19 protein-coding genes are annotated in these 24,180 nt (G+C 50.8%); 7 read left to right on the forward strand and 12 right to left on the reverse strand.

Annotated elements, in window-relative coordinates; genetic code table 11:
• Positions 1-52: 52 nt before the first annotated feature.
• On the reverse strand, positions 53-2,158 hold the full coding sequence (locus tag NQF87_RS02215; protein ID WP_266126783.1) for a M13 family metallopeptidase: 2,106 nt from the start codon (positions 2,156-2,158) through the stop codon (positions 53-55).
• A gap of 42 nt (positions 2,159-2,200) precedes the next feature.
• Complete coding sequence (locus NQF87_RS02220; protein ID WP_266126784.1) at positions 2,201-3,028, reverse strand: ferritin-like domain-containing protein; 828 nt, start codon at positions 3,026-3,028, stop codon at positions 2,201-2,203.
• A gap of 121 nt (positions 3,029-3,149) precedes the next feature.
• Here NQF87_RS02220 and bioB point away from each other — a divergent pair, with 121 nt between their 5' ends.
• A complete protein-coding gene (bioB, locus tag NQF87_RS02225; protein WP_266126785.1) occupies positions 3,150-4,145 on the forward strand; it encodes a biotin synthase BioB in 996 nt (331 codons plus the stop codon).
• Positions 4,146-4,197: 52 nt separating this feature from the next.
• Here bioB and NQF87_RS02230 read toward each other — a convergent pair whose 3' ends face one another.
• From NQF87_RS02230 to NQF87_RS02250, 5 genes are all read right to left on the reverse strand, one after another.
• Positions 4,198-4,992 (reverse strand): hypothetical protein, encoded by a 795-nt coding sequence (locus NQF87_RS02230; RefSeq protein ID WP_266126786.1) that lies wholly within the window; start codon positions 4,990-4,992, stop codon positions 4,198-4,200.
• Positions 4,989-5,894, reverse strand: coding sequence for an MlaD family protein (locus tag NQF87_RS02235; protein WP_266126787.1), 906 nt, complete (start codon positions 5,892-5,894; stop codon positions 4,989-4,991). The genes NQF87_RS02230 and NQF87_RS02235 overlap by 4 nt, the downstream gene beginning before the upstream one ends.
• Positions 5,895-5,967: 73 nt before the next feature.
• Positions 5,968-6,702 carry a P-loop NTPase family protein gene (locus NQF87_RS02240; RefSeq protein ID WP_266126788.1) on the reverse strand — a complete coding sequence of 245 codons (735 nt, stop codon included), beginning with the start codon at positions 6,700-6,702 and terminating at the stop codon, positions 5,968-5,970.
• Entirely contained in the window at positions 6,702-7,520 is an 819-nt protein-coding gene (locus NQF87_RS02245) for an MlaE family ABC transporter permease (RefSeq protein WP_266126789.1), read from the reverse strand. The genes NQF87_RS02240 and NQF87_RS02245 overlap by 1 nt, the downstream gene beginning before the upstream one ends.
• Positions 7,517-9,880: a cache domain-containing protein gene (locus tag NQF87_RS02250; protein ID WP_266126790.1), complete on the reverse strand. Its 2,364-nt coding sequence runs from the start codon at positions 9,878-9,880 to the stop codon at positions 7,517-7,519. Before NQF87_RS02250 ends, NQF87_RS02245 begins: the two co-directional genes overlap by 4 nt.
• Before the next feature lie 339 nt (positions 9,881-10,219).
• Here NQF87_RS02250 and ygfZ point away from each other — a divergent pair, with 339 nt between their 5' ends.
• Both ygfZ and hisI read left to right on the forward strand, forming a co-directional pair.
• Positions 10,220-10,822, forward strand: a complete 603-nt coding sequence (gene ygfZ, locus NQF87_RS02255; protein ID WP_266126791.1) for a CAF17-like 4Fe-4S cluster assembly/insertion protein YgfZ — start codon at positions 10,220-10,222, stop codon at positions 10,820-10,822.
• Between the two features lies 1 nt (position 10,823).
• Complete coding sequence (gene hisI, locus NQF87_RS02260) at positions 10,824-11,246, forward strand: phosphoribosyl-AMP cyclohydrolase (protein WP_266126792.1); 423 nt, start codon at positions 10,824-10,826, stop codon at positions 11,244-11,246.
• A gap of 60 nt (positions 11,247-11,306) precedes the next feature.
• Here hisI and fghA read toward each other — a convergent pair whose 3' ends face one another.
• Both fghA and NQF87_RS02270 read right to left on the reverse strand, forming a co-directional pair.
• Entirely contained in the window at positions 11,307-12,158 is an 852-nt protein-coding gene (fghA, locus tag NQF87_RS02265) for an S-formylglutathione hydrolase (RefSeq protein WP_266126793.1), read from the reverse strand.
• Complete coding sequence (locus NQF87_RS02270) at positions 12,155-13,276, reverse strand: S-(hydroxymethyl)glutathione dehydrogenase/class III alcohol dehydrogenase (RefSeq protein WP_266126794.1); 1,122 nt, start codon at positions 13,274-13,276, stop codon at positions 12,155-12,157. Before NQF87_RS02270 ends, fghA begins: the two co-directional genes overlap by 4 nt.
• Positions 13,277-13,387: 111 nt before the next feature.
• Between NQF87_RS02270 and NQF87_RS02275 the strand changes: the two genes are divergently transcribed.
• From NQF87_RS02275 to NQF87_RS02285, 3 genes are all read left to right on the forward strand, one after another.
• Positions 13,388-14,263: a bestrophin family protein gene (locus tag NQF87_RS02275; RefSeq protein WP_266126795.1), complete on the forward strand. Its 876-nt coding sequence runs from the start codon at positions 13,388-13,390 to the stop codon at positions 14,261-14,263.
• Positions 14,264-14,346: 83 nt separating this feature from the next.
• Positions 14,347-14,937, forward strand: a complete 591-nt coding sequence (locus tag NQF87_RS02280; RefSeq protein ID WP_266126796.1) for a CarD family transcriptional regulator — start codon at positions 14,347-14,349, stop codon at positions 14,935-14,937.
• A gap of 78 nt (positions 14,938-15,015) precedes the next feature.
• Positions 15,016-15,816 carry an SDR family NAD(P)-dependent oxidoreductase gene (locus tag NQF87_RS02285; RefSeq protein WP_266126797.1) on the forward strand — a complete coding sequence of 267 codons (801 nt, stop codon included), beginning with the start codon at positions 15,016-15,018 and terminating at the stop codon, positions 15,814-15,816.
• A gap of 154 nt (positions 15,817-15,970) precedes the next feature.
• Here NQF87_RS02285 and NQF87_RS02290 read toward each other — a convergent pair whose 3' ends face one another.
• The 3 genes from NQF87_RS02290 to NQF87_RS02300 all read right to left on the reverse strand — a co-directional run bounded on the left by NQF87_RS02290 (position 15,971) and on the right by NQF87_RS02300 (position 22,961).
• A complete protein-coding gene (locus tag NQF87_RS02290) occupies positions 15,971-16,615 on the reverse strand; it encodes a YceI family protein (RefSeq protein ID WP_266126798.1) in 645 nt (214 codons plus the stop codon).
• Between the two features lie 71 nt (positions 16,616-16,686).
• On the reverse strand, positions 16,687-20,901 hold the full coding sequence (locus NQF87_RS02295) for a translocation/assembly module TamB domain-containing protein (protein ID WP_266126799.1): 4,215 nt from the start codon (positions 20,899-20,901) through the stop codon (positions 16,687-16,689).
• An 8-nt stretch (positions 20,902-20,909) separates the two neighbouring features.
• Entirely contained in the window at positions 20,910-22,961 is a 2,052-nt protein-coding gene (locus tag NQF87_RS02300) for an autotransporter assembly complex protein TamA (protein ID WP_266126800.1), read from the reverse strand.
• Positions 22,962-23,154: 193 nt separating this feature from the next.
• On the opposite strand from NQF87_RS02300, the gene NQF87_RS02305 reads away from it, so the two are divergent.
• Complete coding sequence (locus tag NQF87_RS02305; protein WP_266126801.1) at positions 23,155-24,114, forward strand: lysophospholipid acyltransferase family protein; 960 nt, start codon at positions 23,155-23,157, stop codon at positions 24,112-24,114.
• Positions 24,115-24,180: the final 66 nt, after the last annotated feature.

A 24,180-nucleotide genomic window follows, 5' to 3' on the forward strand; every position in this document is an offset into this window, starting at 1 on the left:
CGCTTTTCCTCTCAGAACCGGAGAACTTTCATGATGGGCTTTTCCTCCCCCATTACCAGATTTTGACCCTCTGCTCTGGCGCGAGGTACAGTCTGTTCCCTGCTTTCACACCAAAAACCTGATACCAGAGGTCAATATTATGAGCGGGCATATTGACCCGGCTTCTGGCAGGAGCATGCTCGTTGGATAATACCTGACGTTTCAGAGCATCAAGTCTGTCCTTCTCACGCCATACCTGCGCCCAACCAAGAAAAACACGCTGATCGCCTGTCCATCCGTGCACAGTTCCATCCGCTTTTCCGTGCAAACTATCATGATAGGCCTGTAGAGCCAGATTCAGTCCCCCCAGATCGGCAATGTTTTCCCCCATGGTCATGTTGCCATTTACATGCAGGCCGGGGAGGACCTCCTCTGCATCATATTGCGCACCGAGCTTTTTGGCTCTGGCCTCAAAAGCGAGTGATGCTTCATGACTCCACCAGTCATGAAGACGGCCGTGCTCATCATAATGCCGCCCCTGATCATCAAAACCATGGCTCATTTCATGCCCGATGACACCACCTATACCGCCATAATTGACCGCCATATCACCCTTGGGATCAAAAAATGGTGGTTGCAGGATAGCAGCAGGAAAAACAATCTCATTCTTTACTGGATCATTATAAGCATTGACCGTCTGAGGTGTCATATCCCATTCATCCCGATCCACAGGACGATCAAGCTGCTCAAGGCGATGACGCCAGTTGAAAGCGGTACTGCGTGACGCATTGCCGTACACATCACCTTTCTTGATGATCAGTGCTGAATAGTCCCACCATTTCTTGGGATAACCGACCTGCATGGCAAAATGATCCAGCTTGACCAGTGCAGCCTGTCTTGTAGAGGCATCCATCCAGTCATTATGCTCCAGCCTCCAACGGAAGGCCGTTTTCAGCTCGTTCACAAGAGCAGTAATCCGCTCCTTGGCATCAGGTGGAAAATAACGCTGCACATAAAGACGCCCCAAGGCCCATCCCATGGCCGTATTTGTTACACGAACCGCCCTCTTCCAGCGGACGGGCTGCCTGGTTACTCCCGTCAGAATTCGGCCATTAAAATTAAAAGATGCATCTGAAAATTCATGTGACAGATAAGGAGCCGCATTGTCAGCAAGATGAAAAGCAAGCCACGCCTTGACGGTCACCTTATCTGTGCCTGCAATGATTCGAGCCATGTCAGCAATTGATTTCGGCTCCCGCACATCAATTACCCGCTTCATAAGCCCAGCTTCAGGAACTCCCATGGTGCGCAGGTAAGTAACCCAGTCAATATCAGGAGCCAGAGCAACAAGCTGCTGCACTGTCATGGGGTTGAACAGTTTGACAGGGTCCCGCGTCTGGTCCCGTGGCACCTCAACTTTAGCCAGAGAGGTTTCCAGTGCTACGATGGCCGAAGCATTGTTTTCCGGATCTGGCCATTTAAGCAGAGACAGCATTTTGGCAACGTAGGCCCGATACGCATTCTTCTGGGCAGCCAGGTTCGGACTGGTGTAGTAACTGATATCCGGCAGTCCCAGCCCACCACTGATTCCAATGCTCATACCCTGATCCAGCATGAGCATGTAATGCTCAGGGTCCCGCTGGTCCTGTTCGATATCCAGAGCGAATGGGCTATACAGCATCGAACTGGAAGCCAGACCAAATAGACGGGCCAGAGAAGGTCTGTCTTCAGAGTTCCGTATCTGGTCCAGCTCATGCTCCAAAGGCTTACCGCCTTTGGCATCAACGGCTTTCTGGTCCAGAAAGCTGCTATAGTAAGTGGCCAGCTTGCTCCGTTCGTCTCCTACTTCAGCGTACGGAAGCAATTCCACCAGCAGGGCTTTCTGCCTTGCCTGGGAAAGTTCAAAAAGAACGTGAAAAGGCCCGTAACTGCTCATATCATCGGGGATGTAGAGCTGTCTGATATACCGGCCATTGGCATAGGTGAAAAAATCCTGTCCCGGTGACACGGATGTATCCATGCCCGCCTGATCAAATCCCCAACCATTCCTGTAAGGCTGAACGGAGGCAGACTGTGCTGTAGCGTGGCTCATGGTCATACCACCCAAGGCCAGACCTACCCCCACGGCTACGAGCACGGTGCCCTGTTTCAGGGCAGAACGGAATGATGGAATTTTCATGAAACAACCCCGACTGAAAAGACGTTACGGTATCAGACTGTGTCAGGCCTGACTGACAAGCTGGCGGGCAAAGGACTTTTGTTTCCAGGAAATCAGGGCATGCAGCCCCCTGGCCAGCCATTGCTGCATTCTGGAGTGAGGAGTCAGCCCCGACGTCTTCAGGATCATGGCTGTGACGCGATCAAGGTGACGCTGCCGATAGAATGAGAGGGCACGTGCCATATAAGCGGCAATACAGCTCTTGTGGTCATAGGAGCTAAATCGTTCACCGTTCGTGATATAGAATGCCGTTGCCAGCTCATCATCCTCACCTTCCATAAGACGGCTCAAGGCAATACGAAGACGAAACCATCGGCCCAGTTTCTCCCGTTCCAGATACCGATGCATATTGTCATAGAATAGTTTAAAATGACGATACTCGTCTGCCGCAATCTGTTTGCAGACAGCCTTCAATACAGGTTCTTCTGTTGCATCAGCCAACGCCGTGTAGAAAGAAGAAGTACCCGTTTCCACCATGCAGCGAGCGATCAATTCACCAGTACGAGACCCCCTGATGGATGCTGAAACTTCCGTATCAATCTTGTATGCCTCCCGATACTTGTCAAAGGCTTCGACGTAATTCCATCCGGGATCAGCCAACATGGCCCATTTCCCAAGTGCATCCCCATGCTGGACCTCTTCTTCTGCCCAATTTAATGCAGCATCACTAAATCCAGAGTCATCATGAAATACATTCTTAAGATAAAGGGTATAGTCTCGCGCGTTGCGCTCCACCACGGATGCAGCTTTCACCACAGCAAGAATATCGGGGTTCACCTTTGTTGCATCAAAAGCGTCCCAATCCATCTGATCAATCTGCCAATGTTTCATAGAGATACCCTCTTTTTCCATAACGGCATTAACACTTCATGCATTTGCCATACTTTTCAGATGGCATACTGAGCGGCTTTTGGGTAGATGTAGGCGGCCAACCCTGGAGACGAAAGCTAGAATGACTGAACAGACCTGCCCCTCGCCGCAGACGGCCATCCTCCGGCACGACTGGACCCGCGAAGAAGCAGAAGTCCTGCTTGCGCTACCCTTTCCGGAACTGATCTTTCAGGCCCAGCTGACGCATCGGCAATTTTTTGACCCTACGAAGGTACAGATATCAACCCTGCTTTCCATCAAGAGCGGAGGATGCCCGGAAGACTGTTCCTATTGCCCTCAGAGTGCACATCATGACAAACGCATGGCGGCAGAAAAGCTCATGCCACTGGAGCGTGTCATCGCCGACGCAAGACGCTCAAAAGAAGCTGGAGCAGGCCGTTTCTGCATGGGAGCAGCATGGCGCTCCCCAAAAGACCGTGACCTTGATGCTGTCTGCCAGATGGTCAAGGAGGTCAAATCTCTTGGCCTTGAAACATGTCTAACCATCGGCATGCTGACACCCAGCCAGTCTGCCCGTCTGAAAGAAGCAGGACTGGATTATTACAATCATAATCTTGATACATCCGAAGATTTTTACGGAAAGATCATCACGACACGGACCTATCAGCAGAGACTGGATACGCTTTCCAATGTGCGGGAAGCCGGCATCAAGGTTTGCTGTGGCGGAATCATCGGTATGGGTGAAGATGTACAGGACCGTGCAGGATTACTGACCACTCTAGCCAATCTACCAACTCATCCAGAGAGTGTCCCTATCAACCTCCTTGTTCGAGTTGAAGGCACACCACTCGCTGATGAAGAAACAGTAGATCCCATCACGTTTGCTCGTGTCATCGCCACAACCCGCATTATGATGCCAGCCAGCCACGTCCGCCTAGCCGCCGGACGTGAAAACATGTCTGAATCTACTCATGCTCTCTGTTTTCTGGCCGGTGCAAACTCCATTTTTTGGGGAGAGAAACTGTTGACGACGCCAAACCCCGCACAGAACAGGGATACGGAACTGCTTGCCATGCTAGGGATGAGTCCGATAGTACAAAAAGCCGCCACAGCTTGATGAAAGCTTTAAGTTTTTACGAAAACGCTCCAGAAATGATTCTGGAGCGTTTTTATTGCACTCCCTGTGCTTTCACGCTATCAGAAAACTGCTTCATGACATCAGAGGCCATATTCTGCTGCCCCATAGCCCGTAAAGCTCTTACCTCCAGAAGCAACGCCCGACGCATTGCTTCATAATCCATCTCTTCCTCACGAATTTTAACCAGGTCTCTAGCTCCATCAGCAGCCTGTGACCAGTTCTGGTCCATCATAAAACGACGAACAAACAGCTCTTTCAGATCAGCCTGCTCATGGTCAGTTGCCTTCTTGGTGGCTGTCAGATGATTGATAGTATCTTCCAATGTTGTTCGATCAGATAATTCAGATGCGGCAAACCCACTCATGGCATAGGCCTTTAAACATATACTGTTATCCATACTGCTTTTAGCAAGATTGGCCTCGTGACCAGCAGCCCGCCATGATTTTTGACCATAAAAAATGGACGAACGCACCAGATGCAAGTCCGCCCGCTGAGCTGCAGTCCATCCTCTTGCAGTCAAAGCTTCCGAAACACGGTCAAGCGTTGCCAGGCTGGTTTTATAATCTTTCAGACGCAGTTCACTGATCGCCAGATTAAATCCAGCATCATGAATCGCCCGTGGATCATCAATCAGGAAAGCCCGGTCCAGAGCTATTGCATATTGCTGTTGAGCCTGCTTGATATAACCAAGCTTGAATACGCTGTCGGCTGCTTCCATCATGCTCGCATAATGCGAGTCCTCCCATTCACCATGCCCGCCACCAAAGCATCCGGAAAGAAATCCTGCACATAAAGGTAAGACTATGATGTAGGAACGGAGTTTCATGGCCGCACCTCATGGGCCGGAAGTCTACGGGTAGGCCGACGGTTGCTGCCGCCATGACCACCCAATATCCATAGACTCCGCAACTGGTCGCTCAACTTGCGTAAACTGTCCGCCGTGGCCTCAGCCTCAGCCAGAACAGCTGGCAACTGTTCAGTTGCATCAGCCACATTATGAATGGTCCGTTTCATATCCGGAGTGGCACCCTTCAGACCATCGGTCATGCTATGAACATTCCGCATGGTGCCATTGGCTTCATTCAGAGTAATTTGGAGTTTTTTCTCAAGGGGCTGCACATCCTGAATGGCCTGATTCAAAGATTTCAGGATCGTATTGACTCGCCGGGCTGTCTCTTCCTTTGTGAGTAACGCACCAGCTGTTCCCTTGCCTGCATGAAGATCCACCATGATATCCCGTGCCTGCTTGGTAATTTCTTCCACATTGTCCATGGCAGGCATAAGGCGGGCACGCAGGTCTACCAGGGTCTGAACAATCATGTCGGCTGGATTTGGCTCGACACTGGTATTCAGCACAGCATAATCCCAGTTCAGGGGAGCACCCTGCCCACGACTGATCTCGATATAACCGGCTCCTGTCACAACGAGACGACGCTTGATGGTCGCCACACTATCGCTACGGATATAGCGTTCAAAATGAGGTTCGATTGTACCTTCTGCATACATGCGCCCCGACTCGTTGAGGTCCAGTTTACGAATCTCGCCTACACGAACCCCCATGACCTCAATATCATTATTAACAGCCAGTCCTGCCACACCACTCTCTGGCAGAACAAAATGAAGCCGACCAGCTGGGGTAAGCCACTGTTTGAGAAAACCAGCCTCAATCAATGCAGCGGTCAAGATGACGAAAGATAGCAGAACCAGCAGTCCTACCCATTCATCCATGAAGGAACTTCTGAACAAGGGAGCAGCCAGACCAGAGTTCCGACGCAAGCGTAAAGGACGCATCACATATCTCTCACTTTACGAGACCATTATTACCAAGCCGGAAACGCTGCATACCCGGTCTTGCATAACCAGCCCATGCCGAACGCTCCGATCCGATCCATAACACCGCACAGCCACGCTCCCTTGCTGCCGTCAATTCAGTCAGAAACGCATTATACAGTTCAACAGGCGCACTGAGACTGACGGGATTCTCAAGTAAAAGCAAGGAAGGCCTGTTCATGAAAGCCCTCACATATTCTGAACGCTTCCTATCCAGAGGAGACAGTTTCTCAGGCAGCTGTGTTGGAAGACCAGGCAGACCAAATGACCGAGAAAGATGAACGGCCTCTTCCACCAACTGGTCATAGGGGGCACGACTATGATGCAGACTTGGCCATAAAATATTCAGATGCATCTCATAGAGGTCTATCCAGCCACTTTCTTCTGTTATACGGCCGATCCTGCCACGAAGGGCCTGTGCCCGTCTTTCATCAAGCTCCGCCCAGTCCAGCCCCATACATTTGACTGTTCCCTGCTCCCTCCCTGTCGCTGCGTCTTGTTTAACTGGCAGAAGACCGGCACAGAAATCCGCAAACTGCGATGTCCTGAAATTATCCCGACATTCCACGAACACACATTCACCAGCTTCCATGGCAAGGTTATATTTTACCGGAGGTAATCCTGTTGAATCTGATACAGGAACGGCATCATCCAGTTTCAGAATAAAGCCATAATCACTTTCTGAGAGAGCTGTATCCTCAGCCATCAGAAGCTCCCCAGAATAACGTCAATCAATACATTGATGACTAGAATGGACATTATCCCCCGCGAAAACCCCCGTGGCATGAAGGTGGTCAGGTTGTCCTCAGCTGTCACATCCATACCGGAAAGACAGCAACACAGACCGACACTTGCCCCACTCAGAAGAAATTTCAGAGGAATACCCAGATAATCTCCTGGTTCCATACTGTTGACGACTTCAAAAATGAAGGACCAGATCGAGGTAGTTACAATTCCTTTTGCCCAGCAGGCCACATATCCCATGGCCAGGGCAATCACACTGAAAATGGTTCCCAGCGTGAAGCCACTGACGGTGGTGGCAATAGTACGTGGCACAACGAACACCAGAAAAGGATCAATACCCATCCCTGTCAGTATCTTGAGCCGTCCACCAGTTGTCAGATTTCCCATCTCCGTCAGCATCAGCATACCCGATCGTCCCAGCAGAATAACTCCCACTAGAATGGGAGCTATTTCCCGTAACAAAACGCTTGAAATCAGACTTCCTGTCATCTGGGACATGCCCGCAAAACCAAGCCAGTAGACAGCCTGCGACACCAAGCCCAGCCCCGTAATGACGGCCACCACGACAACGCTGAAAAAACCACTACCGACAAGCTGACGCAGGTTCCGACGGAATTCAATGATGACCGTCCGCCGCCATGCACTGGGGTGCAATGTTTCATAAAGCACCCCCCAGGCAGCTCCGACCATGATCAAGAAAAAGCGGGGCTGAGACCGGGAAAAACGTCCCAGTATAGCCAAACCGCTATTGATAATGGCAAAACGCTCAAAAAAATTCATGCATTTCCTGCCACGGCGGTCTCACTCCTTCCCGCCAGAATATAGCTATTGGAAATACCATTATTAGGCAGGAAGAACTCACCTCTCAGACGGAACAGGAAAGCACCCTGCAATGTCTGATAAGCACGCTCGGAAACCTGAATCTGTCCACCATCAGGCGCATTATGGGCCAGAGCTTCAGCCATTGTCAGACCTTCCCCCCAGAGGTTGAAGATGTCGCACTTCTCACCAAAATAGGCGATGAGAACTGGTCCAACGTCAATCCCGATACGGAACATGAGCTGTGTATTCATCCGGGAAATGACCATCAGACAGGCCTCACGAATGCCAATAGCTGCCTCTGCCAGACAGACAGCTCCTTCGGCATCCACATTCTGGGAGCAGCTTCCCAGAAAAATGAAGCGGTTCCCGGCTATCTGAGCAGAGAATAAGCCCCTTTCCTTCGCAATCGCTTCAATCTTGCTCACAAGTTCAGCGACCAGTTCCAGCATGGCCTGCGCTGTATCCTTGTTGGAGGAGTAAGACTCGGAAAACTCCAGCACCATAATCGGAACAGTTGGATAAAGACCCGCAGCAGGCCGACTATCCCCTTCTTTCTCATCAGGCTGAAGAAGAAACCCTTCAACAACACGCATCTGCGGCTTTGACTGACGGGCTAAAGACTGCACAGGCATCTGCCCAGGCTGTTGAGGAGTCAGCTTTCTCTCTTCCTCCTGCACATGCCCGAACCGAACGGCAAGTACGGACGCAATCAGCATGAGAACACGATCAGCTTCACCTAGCTGATACGGGTCTTCAAGCATGATGGCCCCCACCGGACGATGTTCTTCCATCACTGGAAGGAAAAACAGATGACGAGAGCCAATCATACGCATGAACACGCGCTGCACGCTCTGGAAACGCTGATCTTCTTCTGCATTGGGAAGATCAATCACATGTCCACCGTCCAGACATTCAAACAGGCCAGGATGTCCGGTTCGGGTCAGTTCCATGCCGGAACCATGCGCATCACGTCCTCGATCAAACATGTCTTCACAGAGCAGACGGTTTCCATCGGAAAGCAGCCGCCAGATACTGGCCCGACGGGCGGATGCCCGCTCTGCCAATGCTTCACTGAAGTAAGGCTGTTCCCGCTCAGAATTCAAAAGTCCTTCAGTATTGGTAATCCTAAGAAGGACGACGTTATCTTCCTTCTTTTTTTCTGCAACCGCAGTCAGGTCTTTCTGAAGACGTACAACGCGCCGCCCCTGATAGATCAGCCCCATGGCAAGTATTAGTGCCAATCCAACGATGATAATGGAGAAATAGACTGCCTGTTTCTGTACGGCATGCGTGAAACTTGCAAAGTCACTCTCAGGGGCATTCAGCAGCAGCACCCATGATCGTTTAGCCAGAGGCATGGCAGAAGCAATGGTAACGTAATTCTCACCCCTTGCTCTCACCATCCCTGTTCCGTCTCCCAGTACACGGAATACATTGAGAGCTTTAACGAAGACGGGCTGGGTCTTAGGGTCCAGATGCACATTAGTGGCATCAAAGCCGGGCTTGCCAATATCCATCATATTATGACCGGCAATGACATGCCCGCTCAGATCCACGATCACGGCCTGCCCGCTTTTTCCCACCTTGAGACTATTAACGAAGCTCGTAAGCTGATTAAGCGAAATACTGATGGCAAAAACAACGTGACGGCCATCCAACAGACGAAAGGCCATGGACGCCGTCACAATAAACTGATGTGTTGAGAGATAGGGATAGGGATCCGTCCAGAACAGACGATGGTCTGGTGTACGGTCTTCAAAACGAAGTGCCCCTTTGTACCAGGGACGCAAACGCGGGTCATATCCTTCCGCCGACAGCCTGTCTGTGGAAATGAAACGCCCATCCTTGTCAGTTATTCTGTGACGATAGTAGGGAGCACCATCTTCCTGCTGAAGAGTTGTTTCCTCATACTCCCCTTCCCGCCGGGCTGACATCCAGAAATGCCCCTGATCGTCCGCCATGTAGAAACTGTCCACATGTGGCATACCCCGCAGAACCGAACGCCCCAGAGCCATGAAATTGTCAGCATTGACTTTCATGTCGTTACTGGCGAGCAGACCACTCGCCATGAAAGAAATTCCCGTTGCCGGTGACAGATAGTGGCTGACTTCCTCCGTGATATAACGCTGCTGACTTCTGAGTAGATTGCGTGAAAGGGTGATCGCTCCTTCCCGCATGGTCCGGTATGTATACAGAGTAACCAGAGCAATAGTCACAATGACCAGGATCACTCCCAGGATTGGCCCGATGAACTGGAAGAGCTGCCACCGCCGACCGGTAGTATCAATGGCAGGATTGACGATCTCATCTGTTGCCAAGGTTTTAAAATCCCTTTTGATCATCCGGTAGCCTGAAATGGTACCTTGCATCTCATGCCGGAATAGGGCGGAGTACCCTTTCCCATATCCATCACTATCATGCGGACAATGATGAAGCGCAACCATCTTTTATGCCGTGCTGTCATTTCGTTAACAGGAAATGACAGAGTCAGCTTTCTGAATGGTCTCATAACCAATGATGCCCAGTCTCTACCGGTCGGAAGGACCTGCTGGGCTGCCATGCTCAATGCTCAGGGACGTATCCAGACACTTTTTTTTCTCTGGAAAACAGACACGGCCCTCCTGCTAGACCTTCCAGAAGAAAAGGCTGAATCTTTCATGAAATCGCTTCGTCGTTTCAGACTGCGAGCCGATGTAGAGATTGAGCTGCTGGACGGTGCCATCATGACAGGGGCACCAGACACTTCACCACCGGAGAATGCCATTATTCAGGCTCTGGATCCTCGACATCCTTCTCTTGGCTGGCGGGCTATTGTGTCCGGTTCTTCTGCCGTCAACCATGATACCACCCTGTTGACCCGTCATCTTCACATCGGCGTGCCAAGTGATGAAGATATCGCCCCCGGGCAGACACTGGTTCTGGAGGCCAATATGGACCATCTGCATGGCGTTTCATGGACGAAAGGCTGCTATCTGGGACAGGAAGTCACAGCCCGAACCCATTATCGAGGCCTTATTAGGAAACGGATACTGCCCATCATATCTGCTGATGAACGTCCTTTACCCGATGAGGGCATTATTACATCAAAAGGGCAGAATGTCGGTGAGTTACGGTCCCATATTGGGCAGCATGGCCTAGCTCAACTGCATCGAAAGGCATGGACTGCATCCGACCTGATGCTGACTGACCGTCCAATTAAACTGGTCTGGCCTGACTGGTTACCAAAAGACGAAGACTCTCATGACGAACAGGGGACCTGACATGGCATGGAAAGCTATTCCCCAGCCTACTATGGATACGTTACTAGATAAGGTTCAGTTCAACGAGCAGGGCCTCATCTGTGCTATCGCACAGGATGAGAACGCCACAGTTCTCATGTTGGCATGGATGAATCGTGAGTCTCTGACTGAGACGCTGACAACAGGACGTGTCTGTTATTACTCACGTAGTCGAAAAAAACTCTGGCGTAAGGGAGAAAGTTCCGGGCAGGAACAGCATCTCATTTCTGCTTCTCTGGACTGTGATGCAGACTGTCTGCTTTTGACCGTCAGACAGAAAGGAGTTGCCTGTCACACAGGTCGTCGTAGCTGTTTCTATCAATCTTTAACCCCATCAGGCATCCAGAACCTGACTGAACCAGACATCAGGCCTGAGACGCTCTATGGAGAAAAAACTCCTTCCTGACAAAAAAAGTCCCTCTTCGTGACTTGAAGAGGGACTTTTACAATTCGGAAATAACGCGGGTCAGAGCAAACCGTCAGCATGATGCTTCAGATGGTCCTGAATGAAACTCTGAACAAACCAGTAAGAGTGATCATAACCTTCATGACGGCGTAACTGTAACGACTGTTCAGCATCCTTGGCAGCCTGTTCGAGAAGGTCAGGCATTAGACGGGGCAAGAATTCATCATCAAGCCCCTGATCAACCAGAAATGTCCCCGGATGAGTCCGCCCGCTTTTCAGCAGAAGGCAGGGATCGTACTGCCCCCACTCTGCTTCATGCCCTCCGAAGTAAGCAGCTGTGGCTTTCTGTCCCCAATCTACCCGTGAAGGTGATGCGATAGGGGCAAAGGCAGAAACGGTTGTCCAAGCCCCGGAATCTCCCAGAGCAATGGACAATGCTCCCATGCCTCCCATGGAATGGCCCATAATACCACGACATCCCGCCTTTACGGGACAATGCTGCTCTATCAGAGCAGGCAGTTCATGACGGATATAAGACCCCATACGGTAATGAGCGGCCCACGGGTCAGATGTGGCATCGACGTAATAACCAGCCCCTGCCCCCAGATCATACGTATCATCCTCACCGGCAACATCAGCCCCTCGTGGAGAGGTATCTGGTGCCACAAGAGCAAGGCCATATTCTGCTGCATAACGGATGGCGTTGCTCTTGATGAGAAACGTATCCTGATTGCAGGTCAATCCAGCCAGAACATAGATGGCTGGAACAGACTCTCCTCCTAGAGCCTCCTTCGGTAAGAAAATATTGACCCGGGCAGGCAGCCCGAGTTCACGAGACTGATGGGAGAGGAAGCGGACTTCCCCCCCACAGCAGGCATGACGTTCAATAAGTGTGAAAGAACTGTCCGTCATAATGTGTAATTCACAACGTTACGGATGCCTTCGCCACGTTCCATCATCTCGAACCCTTTATTGATATCATCCAGCTTCATTTCATGGGTGATGAGGTCATCAATATTGATTCGTCCTTCCATGTACCAATCCACAATCTTTGGAACATCCGTACGGCCACGAGCACCACCAAAGGCAGAACCAATCCAGCGACGCCCGGTGACCAACTGGAACGGACGCGTACTGATCTCCTGGCCGGCACCAGCAACACCGATCACGCAGGATATACCCCAGCCACGATGGGCACTTTCCAATGCCTGACGCATCAGGGATACATTACCAACACATTCGAACGTATAGTCGGCACCACCACCGGTCAGTTCAATAAGGTGACCAACCAAATCGCCATTTTCCCCCAGGTCTTTGGGGTTTACGAACTCTGTCATGCCGAATTTTCGTGCCATGGCTTCACGTTCAGGATTAATGTCGACGCCGATGATTCTGCTGGCCCCAACCATCTTTGCTCCCTGAATGACATTCAGACCGATTCCACCGAGTCCAAAAACAGCCACGGTAGATCCTGCTTCAACTTTAGCCGTGAAGAGCACGGCACCAATACCAGTGGTCACGCCACAGCCGATATAGCATACCTTGTCGAAGGGGGCGTCGTGCCGAATCTTTGCAAGAGCGATTTCCGGCATGACTGTAAAGTTGGCAAATGTGGAACACCCCATATAATGGTGAACCGGTTTCCCCTTGTAAGAAAAACGGGTTGTTCCATCAGGCAGCAGCCCCTTCCCCTGCGTACCACGAATGGATGTGCAGAGATTCGTCTTGCGGGAAAGACAGGATGGGCATTCACGACATTCCGGTGTGTAAAGAGGAATGACATGATCGCCGGGCTTAAGATGTTTTACGCCTGCCCCGACTTCACGGACGATTCCAGCACCTTCATGACCCAGGATGGATGGGAAAAGGCCCTCAGGGTCTTTTCCAGAAAGCGTGTATTTGTCCGTATGGCACAGTCCTGTGGCCATAATTTCCACCAAGACTTCCCCGTCACGGGGGCCTTCCAGCTGGACGGTATCTACGACCAGTGGTTTTCCTGCTTCAAGAGCAATTGCGGCGCGAACGTCCATTTTTTAGTTATCCTGATCTATCGCTGTTTCTTCAGCCCGAATTGTGCCACAGAATGAGCGGGCTTCAAGCCCTGACATCTTCACCACTCCGTATGTGAGGAATTTGCCACCTTGATCATCAAACGCCGCTACGGCATTTCCATACTGTTCCGAGAGATTATTCCACCGCTTGTCATTCTGACGGGGTGGGACTGCATTGTAGTCATTCTCTTCCAGATTTTCCATCAGGAATGGATGGAACAACCTGCCCTACCTTTTTCCCTCATGGGATCAGCCCTGGCTATTTTTCTGGGTATTCGTAACAACGCTGCCTATGCCCGATGGTGGGAAGGACGTACGCTCTGGGGATCAATCACAAATAATTGCCGGTCTTTTGGAAGAGAGGTCGATTCATTGCTCGGGGGACAGCCTGATGTTGTCCGAGCAATGGCAGCTTATCCTTATATTCTGAAATCTTCATTAAGTGGCAACAAGCCAGATGAGGCCATTGGTACACTTCTGGATGAGGAAACCTATAAGTTCGTTTTCTCCTGTGGCAATCCAGCAAATGCCCTTCTCTACAGAATCGGACAATCCGTCCAGAAACTGGTGAACGAAAGAAGTGTGGATGGAGCTGTACATGGTACGGTAGATCGTATTCTTTCTGATCTGGCCAACGCCCAAGGCGGGCTTGAACGTATCCGCAATACGCCGTTACCGATACAGTATTCCATTCTACCGAATGCTGTAACGCATCTGTTCTGTATCCTTCTTCCTCTCTCGGCTGTGCAGACACTTGGATGGATTACTCCGTTAGGCTCCAGTATTATTGGCGTACTTTTTCAGATGCTTGATCGTAGTGGACGCAATCTTCAGGAACCTTTCAAAGTCAGTCCTCACTCGCTACCCATGTTGACTATCAGCCGTACGATTGAACGTGATCTGCTTCAGCCATTGGGAATGAAATATCATCCTTTACCGACGCCCCGTTTTGGACAGATGCCCTGAACATTTGATCCTGAATGGTTACGGGAGGGTAGTCCGTTACGTTATGCAAGACATATTCGTGTTTTTCTGTTATCCTCCCGTACATGAACAACAGCTTCAGAATGCCCCAGAAGGGTGGTGTCACTGACGAGATGGCCCGTGCGGCCGCCGAGCACACTGCCCGTCAGAAAGACCCAGAGCAGGAAAAGAATCCTTTCCGCGAGGGTGACGCCATTGTTTATGCTGCCCATGGTGTGGGCCGTGTGGACCGGATTGGTGAAGAAGAAATCGCTGATACAAAGATCGATATGATCCAGATTTCTTTTCCTGGAAATCAGATGACATTACGGATTCCACTGGCCAAGGCCCGTAAATCTGGTCTGCGTAAAATTGCTACTCGTGAGATCGTTGATAAGGCAATGGCTGTCATCAAGGGCAAGCCGCATGTCAGTCGTGGTATGTGGGCACGTCGTGCTGTTGCCTATCAGGAAAAGATCAACTCCGGTGATCTGGTTCAGATAGCTGAGGTTCTTCGAGATCTTCGACGAAACGTTGATAGTCTTGATGGTAGTTTCTCTGAACGTAAACTTTTTGAAGCTGCTCAGGAGCGTTTTGTCGCTGAGCTAGCTGTATTAGAAAACAAAGATCCGGCTAAAGTTCTGGAAGCTCTGACCCAGACTATGAAGAACGCCTGATCCCATTTCTTCCCCTCCCCCAGATATGTTTTTCGGGAGGGGATTTCTTCAGAATCCTAACGGGAAAGGTTTGCGGTTATGTCCACGCCGTCATCAAAGCGTTTTGAGGGGCAAAAGGTCCTGATCACCGGAGCATCTCAAGGGATTGGTGAAGCTGCTGCGCAGTATTTTGCGCAGCATGGTGCACAGGTTGCCATCAATGGTCGTAAAGAAGAAAAATTGAAACCTGTTTTGGAGAGTCTCCCTAAGATCTCGTCTGGCAATCATGTTATTGTTGCCGGTGATGTTTCGCAGGAAACATCCATCGACAGTATTTTTCAGAAGAGTATTGAGAGCATGAGGGGACTTGATATTCTGATTTGCAATGCAGGTTATCAGATACCTTCACCTTCTGAGCAGATTAAGTTGGCCGATTTTGAGGGTGTCATGGCCGTTAATGTGACGGGAGTTATGCTTTGTTGCCGGGCTGCTCTACGTTATTGGTTGGAACACGGTATTAAGGGGCGGGTTGTAGTTAATTCTTCTGTTCATCAGCTGATTCCCAAGCCGCATTATCTGGGATATTCAGCTTCCAAAGGTGCGGTAGACAATATTGTTCGTACGTTAGCACTAGAATACGCATCTCGTGGGATTCGGTTTAATACAGTTGCACCAGGTGCGATTGTAACACCGATTAATGATTCATGGGTAAAAGACCCGAAACAGTATGAAGCCGTTGCCAGCCACATTCCTATGAAACGTCCTGGTGAAAGCAAAGAAATTGCTGATGCAATGGGCTTTCTTGCATCTGAAGAGAGTAGTTACATCACAGGACAGACATTGTATGTTGATGGTGGCTTGACTCTTTATGGTGACTTCGAGAGCAATTGGTCTTCTTGATCGCCCCTTTCCTTAGGCTCTTTTTTAATTAAAAGAAGTGGAGAGGAATATTTCTCTTTCCGCTTCTTTTAATATTGGATTTTTATGTGAAAAAAAATATTCTTATGCCAACAAGCCTGCATCTTCCAACCAAAAGAACTTAATAAACACGATCTTACATATTCTCAGAGGACGTTGGAGGAGCTACATCTTGTTTCTCAAAAGCCCCGGCGATACGCAGCTCCACCTCATCACTAACATACGGTATGAACATCTTGATGCCAAAATCGCTGCGCTTGATAGTTGCTGTTGCATCAAAGCCGACAGTGTATTTTTTGTCGAGCATGTTAACCCCTGCCCCAACAAAATGAACGTGCAATGTCTCAGAATGAGTCATCCCATGCATCGTCAGGTTTCCAATTACAAGCGCATCATTATGCCCGATCATCTTGACACTGACCGATACAAACTCCGCTTTAGGAAACTGGTCAGCAGACAACCACTCACTGCCCCTTAATTCTTCCATAAGCTTTTTACTGGTCGTCAGCACGGACGCCACCGGCAAAGATACGGACAGACTGGAAGATTCAGGTTGCTGAGGATTAAGCTGCAATGTACCCGAAGCTCCTGAAAAAAGACCTTCGTAAACGGTGAACCCAAAATGCAGTACCGAAAAACTCACCTGCGTATGCTGCGGTTCAACTTTATAATACCCTGGCTGAATCTGGGAAGAATCCGTCACAACCTGAGCTGAAGCAGCCATTGACGTCAAACAGGAAAAGGCAATAGCGGCAAAAACAGCACGTGGCCGAAACAGCATGATGATCGTTCCTCTCCAAGAGCGTCATGATGTCATGACGCAACGGTTTTTCCTGTTTACCTGTCCAGTCATCAATAATCTATCCCATAAGATAGTCCAATGCTGGAGCCGGGATCATTCTCCGGAGTTGTGAAACCCGTAACCTGTCCTCCCGTGCCGACCGTCGTGTTCAGCTGAAGCCGTTTTGTAAGATCAACTTTCACCTGGGCCTGAGCCCCTTTGCCTGAAAGCCCCTCCTTGGCCCCAACATAGACGCCTTTCATGACATATTTTCCTGCCTCCACACTGGCAGCGCCATTTCCCACACTGTTTCCACCCCCAATGGCAAGATGATCTAGCCCCAAAGCACCCCGCACCTTGCCCATCGGATCAAAAGCCGAACCACCACCGATCTGAACAATCGCCAATCCCAAAGAAGCAAGCTGGGTCGATGAAAGAGAACCCCGGTCTGTTCCAAACAGCAGAATGGAAAGTACCTCATCCCGAGGGAGACTAGGTGTAGAAACAAAATCAATCTTCGGATTGCTGGCGTATCCCTTTACCAGCAGACTGGCCAACGTACCGTTGGCATTACGATCCGCCCGAAAATCTATTGTCGGATCAAGTTTGTGCGCCGCACTGGCCCCACTGAACCCAACCTGACCACGGGTGAAGTTAAGATTGATGCCGGCCAGATTGAAATTACCCCTTTTCAGGTCAATGCCACCCGTCAGAATTGGAGCCGTACTGACACCTCCGATGTGCAATTTACCCTGCATCTCGGCAAACAGACCATGTCCCCGTACAAAAAGCCGCCCCGGAGATATGAAATCAATATTCAGCCCTACAACCATCTTTGGTTCCATCCTGGGCACCGTCTTCGCCTGTTCCGATGTTATGATTTCCAGCTGTGGAACCGAGGCAGGCATGGAATCGGGTAGTGTGATGGAGGCTTCCGGCACAGTGATCCCCCCTTCAACATCAATCCGTGTCGTCGCCTGCCCATGAATATGCAGACGACTGTCAATCATTTCAGTCAGCATATCACTCTGAATCGGCTGTGCTTTATCCATACTGAAACGGAGATCAATCGGAATTCCGGGCTTCAGGACACCAACCATACCCTCCATGCCCAGCGTCCCCTGGCCCGCATGTGCGATAAAGTGATCAATGTTCAAAACATCACCTCGGGCCGTAAGCGAACCTTCCATACCACGAAGATGCACCCCGTCAGCATACTGATCAAACAGACCATCATGTAGCTGTATGCTTCCGGTAAGCTGGGGTTTCTTCACGGAGCCTTTAATCCCCAGATCAAGACTTACCTGTCCTCCGATCCCCATGCCATTCGCACCAAGAAACGCATTGGCTACAGAAAGAACAGCTCGCCCTCTGGCTGTCAGGTCCATCACTCCCGCAGAAGATAGAGGCACCTTACCCGCAACAAGGAAAGCCACAGGATCCCCAGCCCGTAACTCCGTGCGCAGTAGAACCTGCTTTCCGTCCATCTCGGCCTGCACATGCAGTTTCCCTGCAGGAAGAGCTTCCGTCTGTTCACTGACAAAACGCAGCCCTGTTCCATCAAGAACAATCCGCCCTGCTGGAGATGCCATAGTGCCTTTCAGTCTGGCAGTAGCTCCCACTTCACCCATGACATGAAGAGACGGCATGAACGGCTCAGCCAGAGCTGCTGTTATATGATCCAGGCGAGCGTCCACATTCAGATCAGGTCTGATATCACCATTAAAACTTACCCGACCCGCCATACCATGAGGCGGTCGCAGCTCGGTCTCCAGATGTTCGATGCCCAGCGTCTGACCATATTTCACGACAGTTGGTACAAGCAGTCGTACGGCATCTCCTTTCAGATCAGCCAGAAGCTTCGTCAGCTTTACCTTCTGCCCAGGAATATCAACCTGTGCTGCAAGACTGAAATGAGCTGGTGATTTCATTACATGATCAAAAGCCCCATCTGCCTGCACTCCTAGAGCAGACTGCGTCCCCTTCACAACCGTCTTCAGATTGCCCGTAATCTCATTCGCCTTCAGACCGGAAACCTGGAGAGCCATATCAACCGATGGCTCTTCCTGGAGATGCTGTATCTCACCTTTCAGGCGCACCATGTTCACAGCATAACCGCCCATATGCAGCTGACCATCAAGCCCCATATTCAGACGATCATGAGGTGCAGAAGTGACCTCTCCTCTCTGTGAACCCAACAAAGTATGTACCTCCAGCTGGAGATGACCAGATATCGGTCTTCCCATGAGATGGCTGAATCCATCCAACCGGGCAATCCGCAGTTCCACATCACCGCGTGGGATACGCCGTCCGGCTGGCAGGTCTATATCGGCCTTGCCGTGCAGGTCCTTCCATTCCAGTGCATCAAGACTGGCCATCATTTCCCCATCGGCCCTGCGTGCAAAGTCCATATGCATCTTCAGCGGAGAACGATCCAGTATACCCGATATCTTCAGAGTACCCTGCGGCTGTGATGGAAGATGGGCCAGATCCATATGCAGATCTAATGGGGCTTCCGGGATCGGAACACCTGCATGCACAACACCGAGCTGCCCACCCAGATGCGTCTGCATGGTGAGATCTGTCGTCGGACCATTCAGACCACTCTCCAGCAGAGCATGACCTCGCAAGGCAGAAGAAAGAACCTTCAGATCAGGCAGAAGCAGTCTCAGAGAGGCAGACAGAACCTGCTTAGGGTCCAGATCTGCCCTCGCATCCATCTGAAAACCCTTCCCTCCCAGAGAGGCCTGCTTCAGCTGGATCGTTCCATTTTTCTGTCGTTTCACCTGGACATTCAATGTCCCCTGATCTCCGATCAGGGCCACGGCCTGAACTGGCCCTTCCTTAAGGGCAAAATGTCCATTCAGAGCAGCATTCATTTCCCCGGAGGTCCATAAAGGCAGAGTGAACCCCCCACCGGCATGGGCGTCTCCCTTCAATTTCTGGCCAATCATAGCCGTCACATCCGGGAATCTGTCCACATCCAGTTTCACATGCCCCATCAGAACTGAAGTAAGAGTACCAGATATGCCCAGCCGAATGGCATCATGTTCCAACTGAATCTGATACGGTCTACCCGCATGATAGGGCAATACGCTGGCTGTAAGGATGAGAGGAGCAGAAGCTAGGATAGTGGGTGACTTCCCCGGTATTCTGACACCATCCAGACGAGCTGAAAGAGCAATCCTGCTCTCAGCATCCTTCCCGATACGAGCCTTCTGGAAAGAAGCTTCATCACGAGCAAGAATGGCCTGTAATCCGCCCTCCTGACCATCGAACCGGACATGCAGATGCCCAACTCCACTATCGGAGGCAGTCATGTCCGCACCATCCAGCTGAATGCTCCCATGCGGATCCAGCATATCACCATGTAAAACAGCCGAAAGATCCAATGTCTCCCAAGTGATACCCGACAGAATGGTCATAGGAGGAGCATGGAACGCAAGGGACAGATCATCTTTCAGATGAACAAGATCCAGATTACCATTCAGGGCCACTGTTAATGGCTTATCCTGCTGCGTGGCAGCCTTTACATCCAGCTTCACAGACAAAGCCCGATAAGGTCCCTTCAGGGACATATCAACGACCAGAGGATCCAATATGTTCAGATGCCCCGGAGAACTGGCAAAACCCCGCGCATCCTCATCATAATGAAGCCGCCCCTCCAACTCGTGCCTTTCTCCTTTTAGATCAAGCAAGAAGTGCGCTGGATGATCCAGCCTCTCAGCTCTCAGTAACAATTGCATAACAGGCATACTGGCAAACGACGGCATACTGGTCAGAGCACTCAGACTTTCAAGTGATGCCCTTCCCCCTATCCTCAAACGGGCAGCCTGCCCAAAAACAGTTGGTCCTACCGTCAGAAAGGAAAGATTCAACCTGTCAACCTGAACACTCCAATCTGGCAACCCCATCGAAGACTTCGTTTGAGTTGTTGGGACTGAAGAGAAAAAAGGATTACGAATGTAATCAAGGTAATCAGCAGAAAGATTGCGTATATAGATCTGTTTACGCAGTAGTGCCAAAAGTCCAAGACGAAGACTCGCATCCCGCCCTTCTAACCATACACCCTGCGAATCTTTTAGCACCAAATGAGAAAAAGACACATGCCATGGGAGGGTTCCTCTCATCCCTTCGACCTGAACCATGCCATCTGACCATTCTGGAAGTTTTTGCTCTAGGAATCGCTTCACTGGCCGTAGATTGATACCTACCAGCACTCCAGCCATCAATATACCCAGCCCTCCCAAACAGATAAGACCATACCAACAAAGTCCGTACCTCACTCTCCACATCAGAACGTCTCCCCCAGGCCTAGATAGAGTTCCCACTTGTCACCACGGTTTGGTCTGTTGAGCGGTACGGCTACATCCAGACGTACAGGACCAATAGGTGTAAAATAACGCACTCCTCCCCCACACCCTACTCGCAACTTCCCGTGACCGGGCATGGAATTTGAACTGACCTGTCCAGCATCTGCAAAGGCAGCCAGACCAAAATTTTTCGGCAGACGCTGACGGAACTCGACCGTCCCGGCATCCATGGATGTTCCACCTATGGCGTATTTTGTCGTCCCGTATTGCGGTCCAACACCCTGGTAGCGAAAACCACGTACAGACCCGGGACCACCCGCATAAAGCCGCTGATCCGGAGGAAGATTCCACGTAGATGCCCCCTGAATTGACCCCACCATGACACGCAGGGCAATGACGCTATACCCCGGCCTGCTCCATCCTAAATGGGTCAGATCAAAATAGGTGGAAGCCTGCCCATTCATAGGAATAAAAAATGACGTTTTATGTTCCAGTGAAACGGAAGGCGTTATGCCCAGCGTCATGCGGAAACCATGTGTGGCCGGTTCGATCGGACTAGCCCGATGTGTCCCGTCGTAATCCAGTCGGATGGGAACAGAAGCAATAAAATATTCAGCCTTACGTCCAAACTGACGAATATGTTCCTGCTCCAAAGTCGCACCGACACTACCGGAAAAATCTTTCCACAACGGACGCGATATATGTCCCTGAACCAGAAAAGCCGTCTGATGATAGGAGTAAAGCAGCTGCCTGACAGCCTCAATACGAAGATCCAGTGTCTGACTGCGCTTCATGAAATCTGGTTTCATGAAATCCACATAGCCGTCATAACCCAGCCCCTGCTGTGCCGTTCCTCCAAGCCCTGTTGCCATGGCAGAAACACGTAGCTGCTCACCACGTCCCAGCAGATTCCTGTGCATCCATGACACACCAGCCCGGCCACCAAGATCAGTTGAATAACCAACATCTCCTGTTACACGATGACGCTTGCCTTCAGTGAAATCAAAATCAATCGGCAAGGCCCCATCTGTACCAGCAGGCGGCGTAACCACTTTCTGATCCTTCCTCCCTTTGCCGGAAGTTCCTTTCTGGGAGCCTGGCAAAGGTAAGACCTTGTCTCCATTATGCTGCACAACCGTCGCAAAGAGACCTGTCCCACCCAGATCAAGGCGGGCCTGCTCAATAACGGATGGCTGATAAAGCTGCCCCTCTCTAAGCAGCATCCGTTGCCGCACATAATCGGCCTTTACCCGCTTCAACCCATTTAATACCACAGGGCCAATGACCAGCTTGGCCCCCCGCTTGACCCTTATCTGAACATCAATCTTCCTGTCTTCTGGATGGAGAATGGCCTGAGGCGTCTGCACGTCTGAAAGGCCATAACCTTCTTCCTGAAGACAGGTCAGCAGCCGCCCCTGCATAGCCAGCACATCAGCCGCAATGGCAGGTGCCCCTTCTTTCAGTCCCAGACTGTTGCGCTCTTCCTCGGAAAGAACCAGTGCATTCCTGACCACTGAGCTGGCAGATGTCTGCCCAGTAGTAGATACGACCCCGGCTTCAGGAGCTATAATGATCCGTCCAATGGTGAACCGCTCTCCCAGAACAGCCCCCAGATGAATACGTACCGTCTCCCCGGACTTCACCGCTGAAAGAAAGCTGGCAAGATCAGCAGCATGACCATCAATGGTCCTGCCTGCTGCCTCCACCTTGATGATAGCGTGCCCCCCATAATAGCCCTGCGACTGTAACGCCCCCTGTAGACGGTCATAATCTGACCTGATACGCCCTGCCAGAGCATAAGGTCCTACCTTCTGAGTAGTCTGAAGACTAGTAAGCTGCGATGCCGCCGTCATACTGTCATTGACACCCTTATCATCTGTCGGATCGACATTCGTGGCATAGGATACGGCATGCCGCACAAGCTCATGCACGACCGGCATGTCGCCATCCTCACCCCATACCGGCACAATATCCCAGCCTAAAACGCCCACACAGAGCAGAAGCTTTGCCAGACGGCCTGACTGTTTCCCCAACCTCTCTACCAAACGACACCCGCTATATTCCACGTCCGTTCCTAGGCCCTCTGCTTCATGATCCAGCCCCCCGACCTCTATCCCTTATGGCAGAGCATTTCGTCTTAAAAAAGTTTCCGTTCTGTTATTTATAACCATTCCCATCCGTCCATATTGGAAGATCGCCCCATCCTGCTGATAAGGATTGTCTCCCTTGCTTAAAAGGCTTATTTACCCAGCTATGTCCGCTGCAAAACCTCATCCAACCGGAAAACAAAACAATAACCGGCCAATTTTTGACCCAGATCGTCTTTTTACTGAAGACGAAGGTACCTCTCAGGATACATTCCTCGACCGCCTACGGGCGCGCCTGAGGGCCGGTGCCCTGTTGAGCTGGGCTGTCGCTGGCATCGTAGGACAGGGAGCTTGCCTGCTCGTGCCCGGTAAAATGTACCGCCGCTTTCCTCTCTTTTTCTGGAGTATAGCCTGCCGTATCCTCCACATAAAAGTCCGTACGATTGGTGAGCCTGCTGGATCATTGACCCCACGCCCGGATGGGCGGCGTGTCATTTACGTTGCCAATCACTGTTCATGGCTAGACGTGCTGGTTCTAGGTAAAATTCTCCCAGCATCTTTCATCGCCAAACAAGAAGTGCGCCACTGGCCTGTCATTGGTTATCTGACTTTTCTAGGACGAACTATTTACATCAATCGTAATCGTCAAGAATCCAGCCAGGATGTTCAGGAGATTATTGAGCAGTTGCGCAAGGGATATGATATTGTCTTCTTCCCTGAGGGGACAACATCTAAAGGGAATGGAATGCTTCCTTTCATGTCGTCGCTTTTCGCCATAGCCAAACCTGTCCGTCGCCGTGGCGACCCTGCGCCAGACGGGCATCCAGCCTGCATTGTCCAGCCTATAACCATTACCTATGACCGCCTGGAAGGGCTACCTGTCGGACGGCATCACCGCTCCTTCGTCTTCTCATGGTTTGGTGATATGAATTTTGGCCCCCACCTGATGCAGTTAGGCAAATGGCACTCCATGCGAGCAACCGTTATGTATCACCCACCAATCGTGCCAGAGGACTACCCCTCCCGCAAGGCACTTTCCAATGCAGCACGAAGCATCATTGAACAGGGGCATGACACCCTGCGACAGAACCGCCTGTAACATCTCCTGATCATGCCCACTTCCGGAACCACCCCCTCCATAAACGGATAACTTGTCATAATCACC

Origin of the sequence: Bombella dulcis (assembly GCF_026385505.1) — a bacterium.
Taxonomy (GTDB): Bacteria; Pseudomonadota; Alphaproteobacteria; order Acetobacterales; family Acetobacteraceae; genus Bombella; species Bombella dulcis.

Bases quoted from the DNA above. Each gene is read 5' to 3' on its own strand.
- NQF87_RS02270 (WP_266126794.1), bottom strand. From the start codon at position 13,276: ATGGACGTTCGCGCCGCAATTGCTCTTGAAGCAGGAAAACCACTGGTC.
- NQF87_RS02245 (WP_266126789.1), bottom strand. From the start codon at position 7,520: ATGAATTTTTTTGAGCGTTTTGCCATTATCAATAGCGGTTTGGCTATA.
- fghA (WP_266126793.1), bottom strand. From the start codon at position 12,158: ATGACGGACAGTTCTTTCACACTTATTGAACGTCATGCCTGCTGTGGG.
- NQF87_RS02240 (WP_266126788.1), bottom strand. From the start codon at position 6,702: ATGGCTGAGGATACAGCTCTCTCAGAAAGTGATTATGGCTTTATTCTG.
- bioB (WP_266126785.1), top strand. From the start codon at position 3,150: ATGACTGAACAGACCTGCCCCTCGCCGCAGACGGCCATCCTCCGGCAC.
- NQF87_RS02280 (WP_266126796.1), top strand. From the start codon at position 14,347: ATGAACAACAGCTTCAGAATGCCCCAGAAGGGTGGTGTCACTGACGAG.
- hisI (WP_266126792.1), top strand. From the start codon at position 10,824: ATGGCATGGAAAGCTATTCCCCAGCCTACTATGGATACGTTACTAGAT.
- NQF87_RS02230 (WP_266126786.1), bottom strand. From the start codon at position 4,992: ATGAAACTCCGTTCCTACATCATAGTCTTACCTTTATGTGCAGGATTT.
- NQF87_RS02215 (WP_266126783.1), bottom strand. From the start codon at position 2,158: ATGAAAATTCCATCATTCCGTTCTGCCCTGAAACAGGGCACCGTGCTC.
- NQF87_RS02285 (WP_266126797.1), top strand. From the start codon at position 15,016: ATGTCCACGCCGTCATCAAAGCGTTTTGAGGGGCAAAAGGTCCTGATC.
- ygfZ (WP_266126791.1), top strand. From the start codon at position 10,220: ATGAAATCGCTTCGTCGTTTCAGACTGCGAGCCGATGTAGAGATTGAG.
- NQF87_RS02235 (WP_266126787.1), bottom strand. From the start codon at position 5,894: ATGGATGAATGGGTAGGACTGCTGGTTCTGCTATCTTTCGTCATCTTG.
- NQF87_RS02290 (WP_266126798.1), bottom strand. From the start codon at position 16,615: ATGCTGTTTCGGCCACGTGCTGTTTTTGCCGCTATTGCCTTTTCCTGT.
- NQF87_RS02220 (WP_266126784.1), bottom strand. From the start codon at position 3,028: ATGAAACATTGGCAGATTGATCAGATGGATTGGGACGCTTTTGATGCA.